Origin of the sequence: Kitasatospora sp. NPDC051853 (assembly GCF_044452665.1) — a bacterium.
Classification (GTDB): domain Bacteria; phylum Actinomycetota; class Actinomycetes; order Streptomycetales; family Streptomycetaceae; genus Kitasatospora.
Genome location: NZ_JBITBY010000011.1, coordinates 61,604 through 78,776, shown reverse-complemented (window position 1 = coordinate 78,776; position 17,173 = coordinate 61,604). Strand labels below are relative to the sequence as shown.

Sequence of the window (17,173 nt, the reverse complement as noted above, 5' to 3'; positions counted from 1 at the left end):
ACAGTCGCACCGCAGGCGGGTGTCCGCATGCGCGGACGCCCGTCGGAGGCAAGGGACCAAGGTCACCGGGCACCGGGTCGCAGGGCCCTGACGTGAGGTCAGGCCCTGGGGCCGGCGGCTTCATGATCTTGAAGGGGGAACTGCACGTGCGAACGGCACTCCTGCGCACCGGCCCGGGCGTCTGCCTGCTCGGCCTGGTGTTCTCGGTGCTCACCGGGTCACGGGCCACCGCGCTCGTCCCGGAGAGCTGCCGGGCCGGGTACTTCTGCGTCTACGGCGGGGAGATCCAGGCGATCCGCCCCCGCTCGACGGGCGTGGTGAACCTGACGGACAAGCAGCTCGCCGACCGGGCCGAGTCGTTCAAGCTCGCCAAGCCCAAGGCCGGCTGCTTCACCGGCTACGAGCGCTGCGCGCAGGGCTTCGTCTGCCCGTTCCAGGACGAGGGCAGACGGGGCTTCATGACCTCCGCCGGCGTCCCCGGGATCGCGCGGTACAACGGCGACTGGGACGACAAGGCGGCCTCGGTCTTCGACCACACCGCCCAGCACGTCTGCTTCTACGCGGACGCGGACCACGCGGTGAAGTTCCCCGGCACGGCGAACCGCACGTTCGTGGTGCTCAGCGGGGACAACGCCACGCTGCAGACGCCGTACGCCGGGAACATCAGCTCCCACCAGCAGGTCGAGGGACGAGCCAGTGCTGACGATCCGCCGTACCGCGACCCTCGGCCTGACGGCCGTCGTGCTGACCGGGCTCGGTGCCGGCCCCGGGGCGGCGTCTGCACGGACCCGTCGGAGGTCGTCGAGTGCACCCCCGAGTACGGCGCCCCGACCCCGGCCGCGGGCGCCCTGGGGGCGGCCGACACCGACGACGGCTACGAGGTGCAGGTCGACGCCGACGGCCAGGTCCACTGCAACGAGGCCCGGGGCGGGCTCCCGGTGCCCGCCGGCGGTGCCTCCTGCCAAGGCATCGGGGAGGGTGCGGCCTGGCTGGAGGCGAACCTCTGCGACCCGGTCATGACCGCGCCCACGGTGAGCCGGGCGGTCACCGACACCCGCTTCGGCGACCAGCTGGTGAGCCCGGGGCAGCCCGTCGACCCGGCGATGTACGTCACCCCCGGCGGCGACCTGCTGCCGTAGCGGCCGGTCTCCCCGGGAGCAGGCGTGCTCCCGGGGTGACGGACGGTCAGACCGCCGGGCGGAGCCAGAGGGTGGACAGCGGGGGCAGCACCAGTTCGGCGCTGCGGGGCTGGTCGTTCCAGGGCGTGGCCTCGGACTTGACGGGGTGGGAGTTGGCGACGCCGCTGCCGCCGTACTGCTCGGCGTCGGTGTTCACCACCTCCTCCCAGAGCTGCTCGTGGCCGGGGAGCTGGGGGAGGCCGATCCGGTGGCCGTGGCGGACCACGGGGGAGAAGTTGCAGACCGCGACCAGCGGGGTGCCGTCGGCCGCGTAGCGGACGAAGGAGAGCAGGTTGTCCTCCGCCGCTCCGCCGTCCAGCCAGCGGAAGCCGTCCGGGGTGGTGTCCTGCTCCCAGAGGGCGGGGGAGGCCAGGTAGGTGTGGTTGAGGTCGGCGACCAGGCGGCGCACACCGAGGTGGTCACCGGCCGCGGGCCAGTCCTCGCCGAGCACCCACCACTGCGGGCCGTCCTCGTGGTCCCACTCCGCACCCTGGGCGAACTCCTGTCCCATGAACAGGAGTTGCTTGCCCGGGTGGGCCCACATGAAGCCGAGGTAGGCCCGGTGGTTGGCCCGCTGCTGCCACCAGTCGCCGGGCATCTTGGAGACCAGGGCGTGCTTGCCGTGCACCACCTCGTCGTGCGAGATCGGCAGCACGTAGTTCTCCGACCAGGCGTACACCAGCGAGAAGGTGATCTCGTTGTGGTGGTGCTTGCGGTGCACCGGCTCCTTGGACATGTAGACCAGCGAGTCGTGCATCCAGCCCATGTTCCACTTCAGGCCGAAGCCCAGGCCGCCGGTGTCGGTGGGCCGGGTGACGCCGTCCCAGGCGGTGGACTCCTCGGCGATGGTGACCACGCCGGGGCAGCGCCGGTAGACGGTGGCGTTCATCTCCTGGAGGAAGGCGACGGCGTCCAGGTTCTCCCGGCCGCCGTACTGGTTCGGGGTCCAGGCCCCGCCCTCGCGGGAGTAGTCCAGGTAGAGCATCGAGGCCACCGCGTCCACCCGCAGGCCGTCGACGTGGAACTCCTCGCACCAGTAGACCGCGTTGGCCACCAGGAAGTTGCGCACCTCGGTGCGGGCGTAGTCGAACTCCAGGGTGCCCCAGTCCGGGTGCTCGGCGCGCAGCGGGTCGGCCGGCTCGTAGAGCGGCTCGCCGTCGAAGCGGGCCAGCGCGAAGGCGTCCTTGGGGAAGTGCGCGGGCACCCAGTCGACGATCACGCCGATGCCGTGCCGGTGCAGCTCGTCCACCAGGAAGCGGAAGTCGTCGGGGGAGCCGAGCCGGGAGGTCGGCGCGTAGAAGCCGGTCACCTGGTAGCCCCAGGAGCCGCCGAAGGGGTGCTCCATCACCGGCATGAACTCCACGTGGGTGAAGCCCAGGTCCTTCAGGTAGCCGGGGAGCTCGGCGGCCAGCTCGCGGTAGGTGGTCAACTCCGGCCGCCAGGAGGCCAGGTGGAGCTCGTAGACCGACATCGGGGCCCGGTGGTGCACCGTGCGCTCCCGGCGGGCCATCCACTCGGCGTCCTGCCAGACGTACTCCGAAGCGGTCACCACCGAGGCGGTGGCCGGCGGCACCTGGGTGGCCCGGGCCATCGGGTCGGCCTTCTCCAGCACCTGGCCGTGCCGGGTATGGATCTCGTACTTGTACGTGGTGCCCTCGGCCAGGCCCGGCACGAAGAGCTCCCAGACCCCGGAGGAGCCGAGCGAGCGCATCGGGTGGCCGGTGCCGTCCCAGTGGTTGAAGTCGCCGATCAGCCGCACGCCGGCGGCGTTCGGGGCCCAGACCGCGAAGGAGGTGCCGGCGATCCCGTCCACCGTGCGGAGCTGGCTGCCGAGCGCCCGCCAGAGCTGCTCGTGCCGGCCCTCCTGGATCAGGTGCAGGTCCAACTCGCCCAGGGTGGGCGGGAGTCGGTAGCCGTCCTGCTGCTCCAGCGGCTCGGCGCCCGGGTAGCCGACCCGGAGCGAGTACGCCGGGATCTCCGGAAGGCCCGTCAGCAGGCCGGTGAACAGGCCGCGCTGGAGGTGGGTCAGCTCCACCGGCCCCTGCCCGGTGAGCACCACCACGCGCTCGGCGAACGGGCGCAGCACCCGGATCGTCACGCCTTCGGCGGTGAGGTGGGCGCCGAGCAGGGAGTGCGGGTCGTGGTGCTCGCCGGAGAGCAGCCGGTCGATCTCGCCGGGGGGCAGCGGGGCCTCGGGCAGCCGGAGCGCGGCCTCCGGGCGGCGGGCGGTGACGGGTGCCGGGGCGGGGACGGGGGCCGCCTCGGGGGTGCTGTCGGTGCCGGGGTCGGTGTCGGTGCTGGTGTCGGTGTCGGTGTCGAGGGCGGTGTCGGTGTCGAGGGCGGTGTCGGTGTCGGCGGCGGACGGGGCCGGTGCGACCGCGGTGGGGCGGGGCGGGGCCGGCGGGTGGGTCCGCCCGGGGCGGGGCTTGACGCGGCGGTGGGCCGGATCGCCGGGCCGCTCGGGCAGGAAGGTGGCGGGCACGGGTGTGCTGCGGTCGCGCTTCTGGCCGGGCGGGGTCACGGCGGGGTCCTCCTGCGGGGGGTCGGGCGGATCGTCGGGGCGGGGCTGGGCGGGTCGGGGTGGCGCGGGAAGCGGACGCGGCGTCAGACGGTGAGGGACAGGCGGTTGATGGCGGCCAGCGGGATGGGGAGCCAGCTCGGCCGGTGCCGGGCCTCGTAGACCACCTCGTAGACCGCCTTGTCGATCTCCAGCGCACGCATCAGCTCGGGCGCCGAGCCCGGGTCCATCCCGCCGCCGGCGGTGTAGCCCGCGCAGTACGCGGTGCGGTTGCGGCCGGCCCAGGCGGCGGCCAGGTGGGCCAGCTCCGGGTCGGCCGGGGTGCCGGCCAGCAGGTGGGCGGCGGCGTAGTCGAAGGAGCGCAGCATGGCGGCCACGTCGCGCAGCGCGGGCTGCGGCAGTCTGCGCTCGGCCAGCGGCTTGGCCGGCTCGCCCTCGAAGTCCAGCAGCACCCAGCCGTGCGGGGTGCGCATCGCCTGGCCCAGGTGCAGGTCGCCGTGGATGCGCTGGACCGGCAGGCCGTCCAGGTGATCGGCCGTCAGGGCGCGGAAGGCCGCCCGCAGGGCGCTGCGGTAGCGGGCCAGGCCGGGGACGGCGGTGACCGCCCGGTCCAGCCGGTCGGCCATCCCGGCCGCCAGCAGGCTGGTCTGGGCGCGGTCCAGCCGGGCCACCGGCATGGAGCGGGCCAGCGCCCGGTGCACCTCGGCGGTGGCCCGGCCGAGCCGGTGCGCCTCGATCGCGAAGTTGCCGGGGGAGGGGTCGCCCTTGAGCCGGCCGACCTGGTCCAGGGCCAGCTCCCAGCCGTCCTCGGCGTCCGGCAGGTAGCGCTGGAGCAGGCCGAGGGTGGCCGGTTCGGCCCCCTCCATCCGGCTCTCGAACCAGGCGGCCACCCGGGGGATCCGGGTGGAGCCGGCCCGGGAGAGCGCGAGCGAGAGCTCCAGGTCCGGGTTGGTGCCGGGGCTGATCCGGCGGAACAGCTTGAGGATGAACTCGGTGCCGTAGATCACCGAGCTGTTGGACTGCTCGGCGGTGGAGGCCCGGCCGGGCAGGTGGGCGGGCAGGCCCGGGCCCGGGGTACGGCGGAAGGAGAGCGCGCCGAACCGGTCGCCGGTGGCCAGGTGTTCCAGCAGACGGCCCGTCAGCTCCGGGTCGTGCACCGCGTCGTAGAGCGCGGCGCCGTCGTGCTGGCCGCCGGAGAGCCGGCCCAGCACCGCGGTCGGCGGCAGGCCGGAGGAGTGCTGGGAGCGGATGCCGAGCATCAGCTGGTAGATCTCGCCGGGCGAGTCGTCGCCCGCGTACTCCACCCGCAGCAGCAGGTGCAGCAGGGCCGGGTCACCGACCTGGAGCGGGGTGCCGACCAGGGGTGTCAGCCCGGTGATCGCGCGCCCCTTGCCCGCGTACCAGCGCTGGCCCGGCAGCCAGGCCGCGATCAGCGGCAGGGCGGACTGGACCAGCTCGCTGACCCCGACAGCGGTTCTCCGGACCCCGGTGCTCCGCGCTCCGACCGGGGCGGCGGCCGCTCCGGTCGGATCTTGGTGCAGGTGGGCCTGAGAACGGGAGGTTTCGGACATGACTCCCTTTCCCCGGAAGCGGGCCGACTGCCCGACGGGTCTGGCCGGGTCCGTCAGTCTTCCGGATTTCGGCGGCGCGGCGGCGACGGCACGCGAGCCGGGCTCGGGTGTCACGCCATAGTGTGGGTGGCCGTTGGGCTGTTCTCCGTACGCGGTGGTGCAGAGCGGAGCCCGGGGGCGCGAGATCGTGCTTCGCGCCCCCGGGGCCTGTGGCGGGTGATCTGACTGATCGTTACTTCACTGCTTGCGAGGGTTGCGCAGCTGGAACCAGTAGAAGCCGTGCCCGGCCAGGGTCAGCAGGTACGGCCACTCGCCGATGGACGGGAAGCGCACACCGCCGATCAGCTCCACCGGGTAGCGTCCCCCGTACCGCCGCAGGTCCAACTCGGTCGGCTGTGCGAACCGCGAGAAGTTGTTCACGCACATGACCAGGTCGCCCTCGTGCTCGCGCACGAAGGCCAGCACCGCGGGGTTGCTGGAGGGCAGCTCGGTGTAGCTGCCGAGGCCGAACGCCGGATTGAGCTTGCGGATCTCGATCATGCGACGCGTCCAGTGCAGCAGCGAGCTCGAACTGCTCTGCTGCGCCTCGACGTTGGTCACCTGATAGCCGTACACCGGGTCCATGATGGGCGGCAGACTGAGCCTGCCCGGGTCGGCCGAGGAGAAACCCGCGTTGCGGTCCGGGGTCCACTGCATCGGGGTCCGGACGCCGTCCCGGTCGCCCAGCCAGATGTTGTCGCCCATGCCGATCTCGTCCCCGTAGTAGAGGACCGGCGAGCCGGGCAGCGAGAGCAGCAGGGCGGTGAACAGCTCGACCTGGTTCCGGTCGTTCTCCAGCAGCGGGGAGAGCCGGCGGCGGATGCCCACGTTGGCCCGCATCCGCGGGTCCTTGGCGTACTCCGCGTACATGTAGTCGCGCTCCTCGTCGGTGACCATCTCCAGGGTCAGCTCGTCGTGGTTGCGCAGGAAGATCCCCCACTGGCAGTTGCCGGGGATGGTCGGGGTCTTGGCCAGGATCTCCGAGACCGGGTAGCGGGACTCCCGGCGGACCGCCATGAAGATCCGCGGCATCACCGGGAAGTGGAACGCCATGTGGCACTCGTCGCCGCCGGAGGAGAAGTCGCCGAAGTAGTCGACCACGTCCTCCGGCCACTGGTTGGCCTCGGCCAGCAGCACGGTGTCCGGGTAGTCCGCGTCGATCTCCTTGCGGACCCGGCGCAGGAACTCGTGGGTCTCCGGGAGGTTCTCGCAGTTGGTGCCCTCGCGGGCGAACAGGTACGGCACCGCGTCCAGCCGGAAGCCGTCGATCCCGAGGTCCAGCCAGAACCGCAGCCCCGCGATCATCTCCTCCTGGACCCGGGGGTTGTCGTAGTTCAGGTCCGGCTGGTGCGAGAAGAAGCGGTGCCAGAAGTACTGCTTGCGGACCGGGTCGTAGGTCCAGTTCGAGGTCTCGGTGTCGACGAAGATGATCCGGGCGTCCGGGTACTGCTTGTCGTCGTCGGCCCACATGTAGAAGTCGCCGTACGGCCCGTCCGGGTCGCGGCGGGACTCCTGGAACCACGGGTGCTGGTCGCTGGTGTGGTTCATCACGAAGTCGATGATCACCCGCATGCCGCGCTTGTGCGCCGCGTCCACGAACTCCACGAAGTCGGCCAGGTCGCCGAACTCCGGCAGCACCGACTTGTAGTCCGCCACGTCGTACCCGCCGTCCCTGAGCGGCGAGGCGAAGAACGGCGGCAGCCAGAGGCAGTCCACGCCGAGCCACTGCAGGTAGTCCAGCTTCGAGGTGAGGCCCTTGAGATCGCCCACCCCGTCCCCGTTGCTGTCCTGGAACGAGCGCACCAGGACCTCGTAGAACACCGCCCGCTTGAACCACTCCGGGTCGCGGTCCCCCGGCGAGGTCTCGGCGAAGGTGTCGGGCACGGGATCGTTCACTGTCACTGAGGGTTCCTCCGAACCGTGAGGAGGTGGGCCGGCCCGGTGGTGGGGTCGAGCCGGACGTAGTTGTGGCGGTGCCAGGTCCAGGAGGCTCCGGTCAGTTCGTCGTGGACGGCGAGGGGGCCGTCCCAGGGGAGGGTGACGGTGGCTTCCTGGGGGTGGTGCGGGTCGAGGTTGACCACGGTGAGCACGTGGTCGGTGAGGCCGTCCTCGGTGGTGGCGGTCTTCGAGTAGGCGATCAGGTGGTCGTTGTCGGTGGGGTGGAAGGTGAGGTCGCGCAGTTGCTGGAGCGCGGGGTGACGGCGCCTCAGGCGGTTGAGGGTGGTGATCAGCGGGGCCAGGGTGTCGGTGCGGGACCAGTCGCGCGGGCGCAGCTCGTACTTCTCGGAGCTCGCGTACTCCTCGGAGCCGGGCTTGGCGGGCTGGTCCTCGTAGTGCTCGAAGCCCGCGTAGATGCCCCAGCTCGGGGCGAGGGTGGCGGCCAGCACGGCGCGCAGGGCGAAGGCGGCGGGGCCGCCCTCCTGGAGGTGGCCGGGCAGGATGTCCGGGGTGTTGGCGAAGAAGTTGGGGCGCATGTAGGAGGCGGCCTCACCCGTCAGTTCGGTGAGGTACTCGGTGAGTTCGTCCTTGGTCTCGCGCCAGGTGAAGTAGGTGTAGGACTGGTGGAAGCCGACCTTCCCCAGGGTGTGCATCATCGCCGGGCGGGTGAAGGCCTCGGCCAGGAAGACCACGTCGGGGTCGGTGCGGGCGATGTCGCCGAGCACCTTCTCCCAGAACAGCACCGGCTTGGTGTGCGGGTTGTCGACCCGGAAGATCCGCACGCCGTGCGCCATCCAGTGCCGCAGGACCCGCAGGGTCTCCTTGACCAGGCCGTCGAAGTCCTGGTCGAAGGCGATCGGGTAGATGTCCTGGTACTTCTTCGGCGGGTTCTCGGCGTGGGCGATGGTGCCGTCGGCGCGGTGGCTGAACCACTCGGGGTGCTTGTTGACCCAGGGGTGGTCCGGGGAGCACTGGAGGGCGAAGTCCAGGGCGACCTCGATGCCGAGCGCGGTGGCCTCGGCGACGAAGAAGTCGAAGTCCTCGATGGTGCCGAGGTCGGGGTGGACGGCGTCGTGACCGCCCTCGGGGGAGCCGATCGCCCAGGGGGAGCCGACGTCGTGCCGGCCTGCCGTCAGGGAGTTGTCGGGGCCCTTGCGGTAGGCCCGGCCGATCGGGTGGACCGGTGGCAGGTAGAGCACGTCGAAGCCCATCGCGGCCACCGCCGGGAGCCGTTCGGCGGCGGTGCGGAAGGTGCCGGAGACCGGCGGGTGGTTGCCGTCCGGGTCGACCAGGGCGCCCTCGGAGCGGGGGAAGAACTCGTACCAGGACCCGTAGAGCGCCCGCTGCCGGTCCACCTGGAGCGGCAACGGCCGGGTGGAGCTGATCAGTTCGCGCAGCGGGTAGCGCGCCAGCAGGGTGGTGACCTCGGGGGCCAAGGCCGCGGCCAGCCGGGAGAGCGGGGGGAGTTCGGTGTCGCGCAGGGCGTCGGCGGCGGCCAGCACGTGCGCCCGGCCCTCCTTCTTGGGGACGCCGGCGGCGGCCCGCTCCAGCAGGGCGGCGCCCTCCTCCAGCACCAGCGCGGTGTCGATCCCGGCCGGGAGCTTGATCGCGGCGGTCTTCCGCCAGTGGGCCACCGGGTCGCCCCAGGCCTCCACCAGGTAGGACCAGCGGCCGGGGGCGGTCGGGGTGACGTACGCGCCCCAGCGGTCGGTGCCCGGTGCGAGCTCCGTCATCGGGGTCCACGGGGCGCTGCGGCCGCGCGGGTCGCGGAGCACCACGTTGGCGTTGACCGCCTCGTGGCCCTCGCGGAAGACGGTGGCGGTCACCTGGAACCGTTCGCCCACCACCGCCTTGGCCGGGCGGCGCCCGGCGTCGATCTGGGGGGAGATGTCCAGGACGGGGATGCGGCCGATCACGGTGGGGCTCTCTGTCGTCTTGCGGGTGGTGGTCTTCCGAGGGGTGGCGGTCTTCTTGGCGGCGGTGCCGGTCTTCGTGGCTGTCGACTTCGTGGTGCCGGTCTTCGTGGTGGTGGTCTTGCGCGGGGTGGTGCTCTTGCGCGGGGTGGTGGTCTTCCGGGCCGCCCGAGGGGCGGGGAGATCCGGTTCCGACGGCGGTTCGAGGGCCGCCGCGCCGTGAGTCGGTTGATCCCGCGTGTCACCGTGCATGCCTGACTCCTGCCCGAGGGGGGACTGCGTGGGTGAGAGAGGACCTGCTCCGGAGACCTGCCCGCGCGCGTCCCGGCGCGCGTCGCATCGGGCGCGCTCCCGTGCGACCCAACCCAACCGAGAACGACGGGCAGGTGTACGAGGACACGCCTGATCACGAGCACACAGACCGAATGGGCTAAGGAAATTGAAAGATCGTCGCAAGGAGGGTTTCCGGACGTGAAGCAGACGGAGGAGGCGCCACCCGGATCGCACTCCCCGCCGCAGCTCCGACTTTTGTCCATCCTGGCACCCTCGGCAAGACCTACGGATGGGTAAGCGGGTGATTTCGGACGGTATGCAGGGGTGAATCGGCCAGCGGAAACGCGCGCGTTGCGGAGTGTTCACGTGCCCCCGGGGCGGGCGCGGAATTGAATGCGCCCCCGTGCGCCCCCATGCCGCCGAATGCGCCCGTTGCGATCTCATCAATGGTCCATCCGGGTGCCCAATACGACAGTTGACGGACCTTCAACTCGCGCTCCGGGTCTAGGCTGCACGCCGTGAAGGCAATCCGCAGATTCACCGTGCGCACCGTCCTGCCCGAACAACTCCAGCCGCTGCACGAGCTCGCGCTCAACCTCCGCTGGTCCTGGCACCCGGAGACGAGGGAGCTCTTCCGCTCCGTCGATCCGGAGGTCTGGGCGGCGGTCGGTGAGGACCCCGTGCGGCTGCTCGGCGAGGTGCCGTCCGAGCGGCTGGCCGCACTGGCCGCAGACCGGCGCTTCCTACGCCGGCTGAACGACCTCTCCGACGAGCTCCGCGACTACCTGACCGGACCGCGCTGGTACCAGTCCGCCCCGGCCGCCGGGGACGGCGCCGGCGCGCTGCCCGCCGCGATCGCCTACTTCTCCCCGGAGTACGGCATCGCCGCCGCGCTCCCGCAGTACTCCGGCGGCCTCGGCATCCTGGCCGGGGACCACCTCAAGGCCGCCAGCGACCTGGGCGTCCCGGTGATCGGCGTCGGCCTGTTCTACCGGCACGGCTACTTCCGCCAGTCGCTCTCCCGCGAGGGCTGGCAGCAGGAGCGCTACCCCCTGCTGGACCCGGACGAGCTGGCCGTCAGCCTGCTCCGCGAGCCCGACGGCACCCCCTGCCGGGTCGAGCTCGCGCTCCCCGCGGGCCGCAGCCTCACCGCGCAGATCTGGAAGGCCCAGGTCGGCCGGGTGCCGCTGCTGCTGCTCGACTCCGACATCGAGTGCAACACCGCCGCCGAGCGCGAGGTCACCGACCGCCTCTACGGCGGCGGCAGCGAGCACCGGCTGCTCCAGGAGATGCTGCTGGGCATCGGCGGCGTCCGGGCGGTCCGGACGTACTGCCGGCTCACCGGGCACCCGGCGCCCGAGGTGTTCCACAGCAACGAGGGCCACGCGGGCTTCCTCGGTGTCGAACGCATCCGCGAACTGGTCAACGGACCCGAGCGGTTGGGCTTCTCGGCGGCCCTGGAGGCGGTCCGCGCCGGGACCCTCTTCACCACCCACACGCCCGTCCCGGCCGGGATCGACCGCTTCGACCGGGAGCTGGTGGCCCGTCACTTCAGCGGCGACGCCGCGCTCCCCGGCGTCCCGGCGGAGCAGGTGCTGGCGCTCGGCGTGGAGAGCTGGCTCGGCGGCGACCCCAAGCTCTTCAACATGGCCGCCATGGGCCTGCGCCTGGCCCAGCGGGCCAACGGGGTGTCCACCCTGCACGGCGAGGTCAGCCGCGGCATGTTCAACGGACTCTGGCCGGGATTCGACGCCACCGAGGTGCCGATCACCTCGGTCACCAACGGGGTCCACGCCCCCACCTGGATCGACCCGGCGGTGGTCCGGCTCGCCGCCGGTGAGCTCGGCCAGGAGCGGATCGAGGAGGCCATGGCCACCGGCGAGGCCCGCCGCTGGACCGGCCTGGAGCGGATCGGCAACACCGAGGTCTGGGAGCTGCGCCGCACCCTGCGCACCCAGCTGGTCGAGGAGGCCCGGCTCCGGCTGCGCGCCTCCTGGCGCCAGCGCGGCGCCGGGGAGGCCGAGTTGGGCTGGGTCGACAGCGTGCTCGACCCGTCCGTGCTGACCATCGGCTTCGCCCGCCGGGTGCCCTCCTACAAGCGGCTCACCCTGATGCTGCGGGACCCGGAGCGGCTGCGTTCGCTGCTGCTGCACCCGACCACCCCGGTGCAGATCGTGGTGGCCGGCAAGGCCCACCCGGCCGACGAGGGCGGCAAGCGGCTGATCCAGCAGCTGGTGGCCTTCGCCGACGACCCGCAGGTGCGGCACCGGATCGTCTTCCTGCCCGACTACGACATGGCGATGGCCCGGCACCTCTACCCGGGCTGCGACGTCTGGCTGAACAACCCGCTCCGCCCGCTGGAGGCCTGCGGCACCTCCGGGATGAAGGCCGCCCTCAACGGCTGCCTCAACCTCTCCATCCTGGACGGCTGGTGGGACGAGTGGTACGACGGCGAGAACGGCTGGGCGATCCCCACCGCCGACGGCGCCTCGGCCACCCTCGACCCGGAGAGCCCGGAGGCCGAGCGGCGGGACGACCTGGAGTCGGCCGCCCTCTACGACCTGATCGAGCACCGGGTCGCGGCCCGGTTCTACGACCGGGGCGCGGACGGGCTGCCGCACCGCTGGATCGCCATGGTCCGGCACACCCTGGTCACCCTCGGGCCCAAGGTGCTGGCCGGCCGGATGGTCCGGGAGTACGTCGAGCGGCTGTACGCCCCGGCCGCCGAGGCCCAGCGCGAGCTGGCCGCCGGCGGGCACCTGGGCGCCCGGGAGCTGGCCGACTGGAAGGCCGCCGTCCGGGAGGCCTGGCCCGCGGTCCGGGTCGAGCACGTGGAGGCCGAGGGCTCGGCCGAGGCGCAGGAGCTGGGCTCGGCGCTGACCGTGCGGGTCCAGGTGGCGCTCGGCACCCTGGAGGCCGCCGACGTGGAGGTCCAGGTCGTCTCCGGCCGGGTGGACGAGACCGACGGCATCTCCGACGCCGTCACCCTCGCCCTCAAGCCCACCGGAGGCCCCGACCTCGACGGCCGCCACCGCTACGAGGGCACCCTCGAACTCTCCCGCACCGGCCCCTTCGGCTACACCGTCCGGGTCCTCCCGTCCCACCGCCTGCTCGCCTCCCCGGCCGAACTGGGCCTGGTGGCACTCCCGGCGGAGACCGCGGGGATGGACACGGGAGTGCTTCGCTGAGCCTGTGCTGAGCCTGTGCTGAGCCTTCGGCAGGGCAGCGACCCAGGGGCGCGAGGAACTGCGCGAGTCGGAAGGCGGCTCACCGGCAACTGAACCACCGTCAGCCGGTTGCAGGTGCTGCCTTTCCACTGCGCGCAGTTCCTCGCGCCCCTGCGGGGCGCTTCCGCCTAGACCAGGCTGTCGCGCCAGGCCTGGTGGAGGTCGGCGAAGTGGCCGCGGCCGGAGATCAGGGCGGCCGGGGTGCCGTCCTCGACGATGCGGCCCTGGTCGAGGACGAGGACCCGGTCGGCGATCTCGACGGTGGAGAGGCGGTGGGCGATGATCACCGCCGTCCGTCCGGCCAGGACGGTCCGCATGGCCTGCTGGACGGCCTGCTCGCCGGGCACGTCCAGGGAGGAGGTGGCCTCGTCGAGGACGAGGACCGCCGGGTCGGCGAGCAGGGCCCGGGCGAAGGCGACCAGTTGGCGCTGGCCGGCCGAGATGCGGCCGCCGCGCTTGCGGACGTCGGTGTCGTAGCCGTCGGGCAGGGCGGCGATGAACTCGTGGGCCCCGATCTCCCGGGCGGCCCGTTCGACCTCGGCGCGGGTGGCGCCGGGCCGGCCGATGGCGATGTTCTCGGCGACGGTGCCGGAGAACAGGAAGGACTCCTGGGTCACCATCACCACGCCCCGGCGCAGCTCCTCGGTGGGCAGGTCGCGCAGGTCGACGCCGTCCAGCCGGACGGAGCCCTCGCTCGGGTCGTAGAAGCGGGCCAGCAGCTTGGCCAGGGTGGACTTGCCCGCGCCGGTGGCGCCGACCACGGCGGTGGTCTGCCCGGCGGGGAGGACCAGGTCGAACCGCGGCAGCACCTCCGCACCGGAGGGGTAGGCGAAGCGGACGCCGTCGAAGGCGACCTCGCGGCCCTTGCCCTCGCCGGCGGGCAGCGCCCGGGGCTCGGCGGGTTCGGCCACGCTGGGTTCGTGGGCCAGCAGGCCGGCGATCTTCTCCAGGGCGGCCGCGGCGGACTGGTAGCTGTTCAGGAACATCGCCAGCTGGTCGAGCGGGTCGTACAGCCGGCGCAGGTAGAGCACGAAGGCGGTGAGCACGCCGAGCTCCAGGCTGCCGTCGGCGGCCAGTACGGCGCCGAGCAGGACGACGCCGGTGATCCAGGTGTTGGCGGTGGCGCGGGAGATGGTGACGTAGCGGGCCATCTCCAGCAGGCCGTCGGCGGTGGCGTGGGCGGACTGCCGGTTGACCACGTCGAAGGCCCGCTGGTTGGCGGCCTCGCGGCGGAAGGCCTGGACCGGGCGGATGCCGTTCATGGTCTCGGTGAAGCGGACGATCACCGAGGCGACCGCCGTCCGGGAGCGCCGGTAGACCTTGAGCGAGCGGCGGCGGAAGGAGCGGACGGTGAGGTACATCGGCAGGAAGGAGAGCAGCGCGGCCAGGCCGAGCCGCCAGTCCATCACCACCAGCACCGCGGAGATGTAGACGACCGAGAGGCCGACGGTGAGCAACTCCTGGAGGCCCTCGGCGAGCAGTTCGCGCAGCGCGTCCACGTCGCTGGTGGCGCGGGAGATGATCCGGCCGGAGGTGTAGCGCTCGTGGAAGTCCAGGCCGAGGCGCTGGGCGTGGCGGAAGATCCGGCCGCGCAGGGTGAGCAGGATGTCGTTGTTGATCCGGCCGCTGAGCCGGATGAAGGCGCGCTGCAGCACGGTGGAGAGCGCGGCGCAGCCGAGGTAGGCGGCGATCACCGCGACCAGCGGGCCGGCGTCGTGGTCGCGCAGGGCGGGGACGCCGCGGTCGATGGCGACGGCGACCAGCAGCGGGCCGGACTGCAGGGCGGCCTGCTGGAGCAGGATGACCAGCATGGCGAAGGCGATCCGGCGGCGGTGCGGGCCGAGCAGTTCGCCGAGCAGCTTGCGGGGGGCGCCGGCCGGGACGGGGATGTCCTGGTCGCCGGAGGGCGGCGGCGCCACCTCCTCCTCGGCCTCGGCGGGCGGGCTCTGCACGGTGGTGGTCATCGGGCGAGGCTCCGTTCCTGAGCGTCGTCGGCCAGGGCCTGACCGGTCATCAGTTCGCGGTAGGCGGGGGAGCGGTGCAGCAGCTCCTGGTGGGTGCCGACGTCGGTGATCCGGCCGTCGGCCAGCACCGCGACGCGGTCGGCCAGCAGCACGGTGCTGGGGCGGTGCGCGACCACCAGGGCGGTGGTCCCGGCCAGCACCTGGCGCAGGGCCCGTTCGACCAGGGCCTCGGTGTGCACGTCGAGCGCGGAGAGCGGGTCGTCCAGCACCAGGAACTCGGGGCCGCCGACCACGGCGCGGGCCAGGGCCAGGCGCTGGCGCTGGCCGCCGGAGAGGCTGAGGCCCTGCTCGCCGACCTCGGTGGCGGTGCGGTCGGGCAGCCGGTCGACGAAACCGGCCTGGGCGGTGGCCAGCGCGGTGGCGAGCTCCTGCTCGGTGGCGTCCGGACGGCCCATCAGGACGTTCTCCCGGACCGAGGCGGAGAACAGGGTGGGCTCCTCGAAGGCGACGCTGACCAGTTCGCGCAGCTCCGGCAGCGGGATCGAGCGGATGTCCCGGCCGTCCAGGGTGACGGTGCCGCCGGTGGTCTCGTAGAGCCGGGGGAGCAGGGCGGTGAGGGTGGTCTTGCCGGAGCCGGTGGAGCCGACCAGGGCCATCGTCTCGCCGCGCCGCACGTGCAGGTCGATCCCGTCCAGCAGGTCGGGGGAGCCGGCGGGCGCGTCGGGGTAGCGGAACCGGACGCCGGAGAAGCGGATGCCCCGGTCCTCGGAGGAGTGCTCCGGGCCGGTGGGTGCCCGGTCGTCCTCGGGTTCGTCCATCACCTCGAAGTAGCGGTCGGTGGCGGTGGCGGCCTCGTTGGCGTAGGCGAGCAGCCAGCCGAGCGACTCGACCGGCCAGCGCAGCGCCAGCGCGATGGAGAGGAAGGCGACCAGGGTGCCGACGGTCAGCTGGTCGTCGGCGACCAGGACGGCGCCGACCGCGAGCGCGACGCCGAGCGCCACCTCGGGCAGGCCGACGATGACCGCCCAGAGGTTGGCCAGCATGTCGGCCTTGCGGATCTCGGTGGAGCGCAGCTCCTCGGTCTGCCGCTTGAAGCGCTCGGCCATGGTCCGGTGGCGGCCGAAGGCCTTGAGGATGCGGATGCCGAGCACCGACTCCTCGATCACGGTGGCCAGGTCGCCGGTCTGGTCCTGGGCCTGCCGCGCGGCGGCGGCGTACCGGCCCTCGAAGTGGCTGGTCAGCAGCACCAGCGGGGCGGCCGGCAGCAGCATGATCAGCCCGAGCCGCCAGTCCAGCACGAAGAGCATCACCGAACCGGTCAGGAAGACCAGCGAGTTGACGATCAGGAAGACCAGCGGGAAGGCCAGGAAGAGCCGCATGGTGAACATGTCGGAGGTGGCCCGGGAGAGCAGCTGCCCGGACGGCCAGCGGTCGTGGAAGGAGACCGGCAGCCGCTGGAGCTTGGCGTAGAGGTCGCCGCGCATGGCGCTCTCGACCTCGGCCAGCGGGCGGGCCACGATCACCCGGCGGATGCCGAACAGCCCGGCCTCGGCCAGGCCCAGCAGCAGGAGCAGCCCGGCCAGCGGCCAGAGCGCGTCCATGTCGTGGTGGGCGATCGGCCCGTCGACGATCCGCTGGAGCACCAGCGGCACCAGCAGCACGCTGCCGGAGGCGAGCAGGGCGGCGGTGACCGAGCCGGCGATCCGCCAGCGGGCGGTTCGCGCGTACGGCCACAGGCGGAGCAGCGAGCGCACCGTGGAACGTCTCGGCGGGGCCTGTGCGGTGGGTGGTGACGGTGTGTCGGAGGTACTGAGCTGCTGTTTCTCGGCCACGGCCGAGAGGGTAAGCCGATCCGCTGACATTTCTCATCCGGTTTTACGGGCCTGTCGGTGAGAACCGGCCACCCGCGGGCGGGGGCGTGCCGGGGCGGGCCGCGGGGCCGGCGCGGGCGGCCGCGCGTGGCCGCGGTGGTGCGCGCCGGGCGTGGTCGCGAGGGCCCGGCTCGGCCGGGCCGGGCCGCGCGGAGACCGCACACCGGCCGCCTCTTGTGGGTGCCCCCGGCCGGTGCGATTCGATCACCTGGGAGCGTGACGCTCCGTGAGAGAGAGGAAGGACCAGGCGATGACGGTGGAGACCGAGCCGGCTTCCGAGTCGGCGGCCGTTCAGGCGCGAACCCGGCTCAGTCTGAGCACGGCGGCCGCGCGCACCCTCGCCACCACGACCAAGTCCGAACCGCAGAACCAGGACGTCAGCTCCCGCTGGCTGTCCCGGCTGCTGCCCTGCGGCAAGCTCCCGATCGGCCCCGGCCGGACCACCTCGATCCTGGCCGTGCGGGTCGGCGAGGAGGAGCAGGGCGTGATCGGCCTGCGGAAGACCGGCATCCCGGACGAGCTGGAGCCCGGGCTGAACCTGCGCTTCACGGGGATCGACGAGAAGGCGATCGTCTCCTACCCGGTCAGCACCCACCACTCCGCCGCCGTACTGGTCCCGGACGCGCTCGGCATCCTGGAGAACGTCCAGGTCCACGGCGCCCGGAGCTGAGGAGGACCGTC

8 protein-coding genes and 1 pseudogene are annotated in these 17,173 nt (G+C 72.6%); 3 read left to right on the top strand and 6 right to left on the bottom strand.

Annotated elements, in window-relative coordinates:
* The first annotated feature begins 146 nt into the window (after positions 1-146).
* Positions 147-1,139, top strand: a complete 993-nt coding sequence (locus tag ACIA8O_RS29215) for a peptidase inhibitor family I36 protein (RefSeq protein WP_396296971.1) — start codon at positions 147-149, stop codon at positions 1,137-1,139.
* Positions 1,140-1,185: 46 nt separating this feature from the next.
* Here the strand turns inward: ACIA8O_RS29215 and glgB are convergent, their stop codons facing one another.
* The 4 genes from glgB to ACIA8O_RS29195 all read right to left on the bottom strand — a co-directional run bounded on the left by glgB (position 1,186) and on the right by ACIA8O_RS29195 (position 9,160).
* On the bottom strand, positions 1,186-3,699 hold the full coding sequence (gene glgB / locus ACIA8O_RS29210) for a 1,4-alpha-glucan branching enzyme (protein WP_396296970.1): 2,514 nt from the start codon (positions 3,697-3,699) through the stop codon (positions 1,186-1,188).
* 83 nt (positions 3,700-3,782) lie between these two features.
* Positions 3,783-5,267, bottom strand: a complete 1,485-nt coding sequence (locus ACIA8O_RS29205; RefSeq protein WP_396296969.1) for a maltokinase — start codon at positions 5,265-5,267, stop codon at positions 3,783-3,785.
* Positions 5,268-5,504: 237 nt separating this feature from the next.
* Positions 5,505-7,208, bottom strand: a complete 1,704-nt coding sequence (treS, locus tag ACIA8O_RS29200) for a maltose alpha-D-glucosyltransferase (RefSeq protein ID WP_396296968.1) — start codon at positions 7,206-7,208, stop codon at positions 5,505-5,507.
* Positions 7,205-9,160, bottom strand: a complete 1,956-nt coding sequence (locus tag ACIA8O_RS29195) for an alpha-1,4-glucan--maltose-1-phosphate maltosyltransferase (RefSeq protein WP_396297186.1) — start codon at positions 9,158-9,160, stop codon at positions 7,205-7,207. The genes treS and ACIA8O_RS29195 overlap by 4 nt, the downstream gene beginning before the upstream one ends.
* A 788-nt stretch (positions 9,161-9,948) precedes the next feature.
* Between ACIA8O_RS29195 and glgP the strand changes: the two genes are divergently transcribed.
* A complete protein-coding gene (gene glgP / locus ACIA8O_RS29190; protein WP_396296967.1) occupies positions 9,949-12,618 on the top strand; it encodes an alpha-glucan family phosphorylase in 2,670 nt (889 codons plus the stop codon).
* Positions 12,619-12,785: 167 nt separating this feature from the next.
* Here glgP and ACIA8O_RS29185 read toward each other — a convergent pair whose 3' ends face one another.
* Both ACIA8O_RS29185 and ACIA8O_RS29180 read right to left on the bottom strand, forming a co-directional pair.
* Positions 12,786-14,621: an ABC transporter ATP-binding protein gene (locus ACIA8O_RS29185; protein ID WP_396296966.1), complete on the bottom strand. Its 1,836-nt coding sequence runs from the start codon at positions 14,619-14,621 to the stop codon at positions 12,786-12,788.
* A complete protein-coding gene (locus ACIA8O_RS29180) occupies positions 14,618-16,483 on the bottom strand; it encodes an ABC transporter ATP-binding protein (RefSeq protein WP_396296965.1) in 1,866 nt (621 codons plus the stop codon). Before ACIA8O_RS29180 ends, ACIA8O_RS29185 begins: the two co-directional genes overlap by 4 nt.
* 409 nt (positions 16,484-16,892) lie before the next feature.
* Here ACIA8O_RS29180 and ACIA8O_RS29175 point away from each other — a divergent pair.
* Positions 16,893-17,162: pseudogene (locus ACIA8O_RS29175) on the top strand (Crp/Fnr family transcriptional regulator); the annotation flags it as partial.
* Positions 17,163-17,173 lie beyond the last annotated feature (11 nt).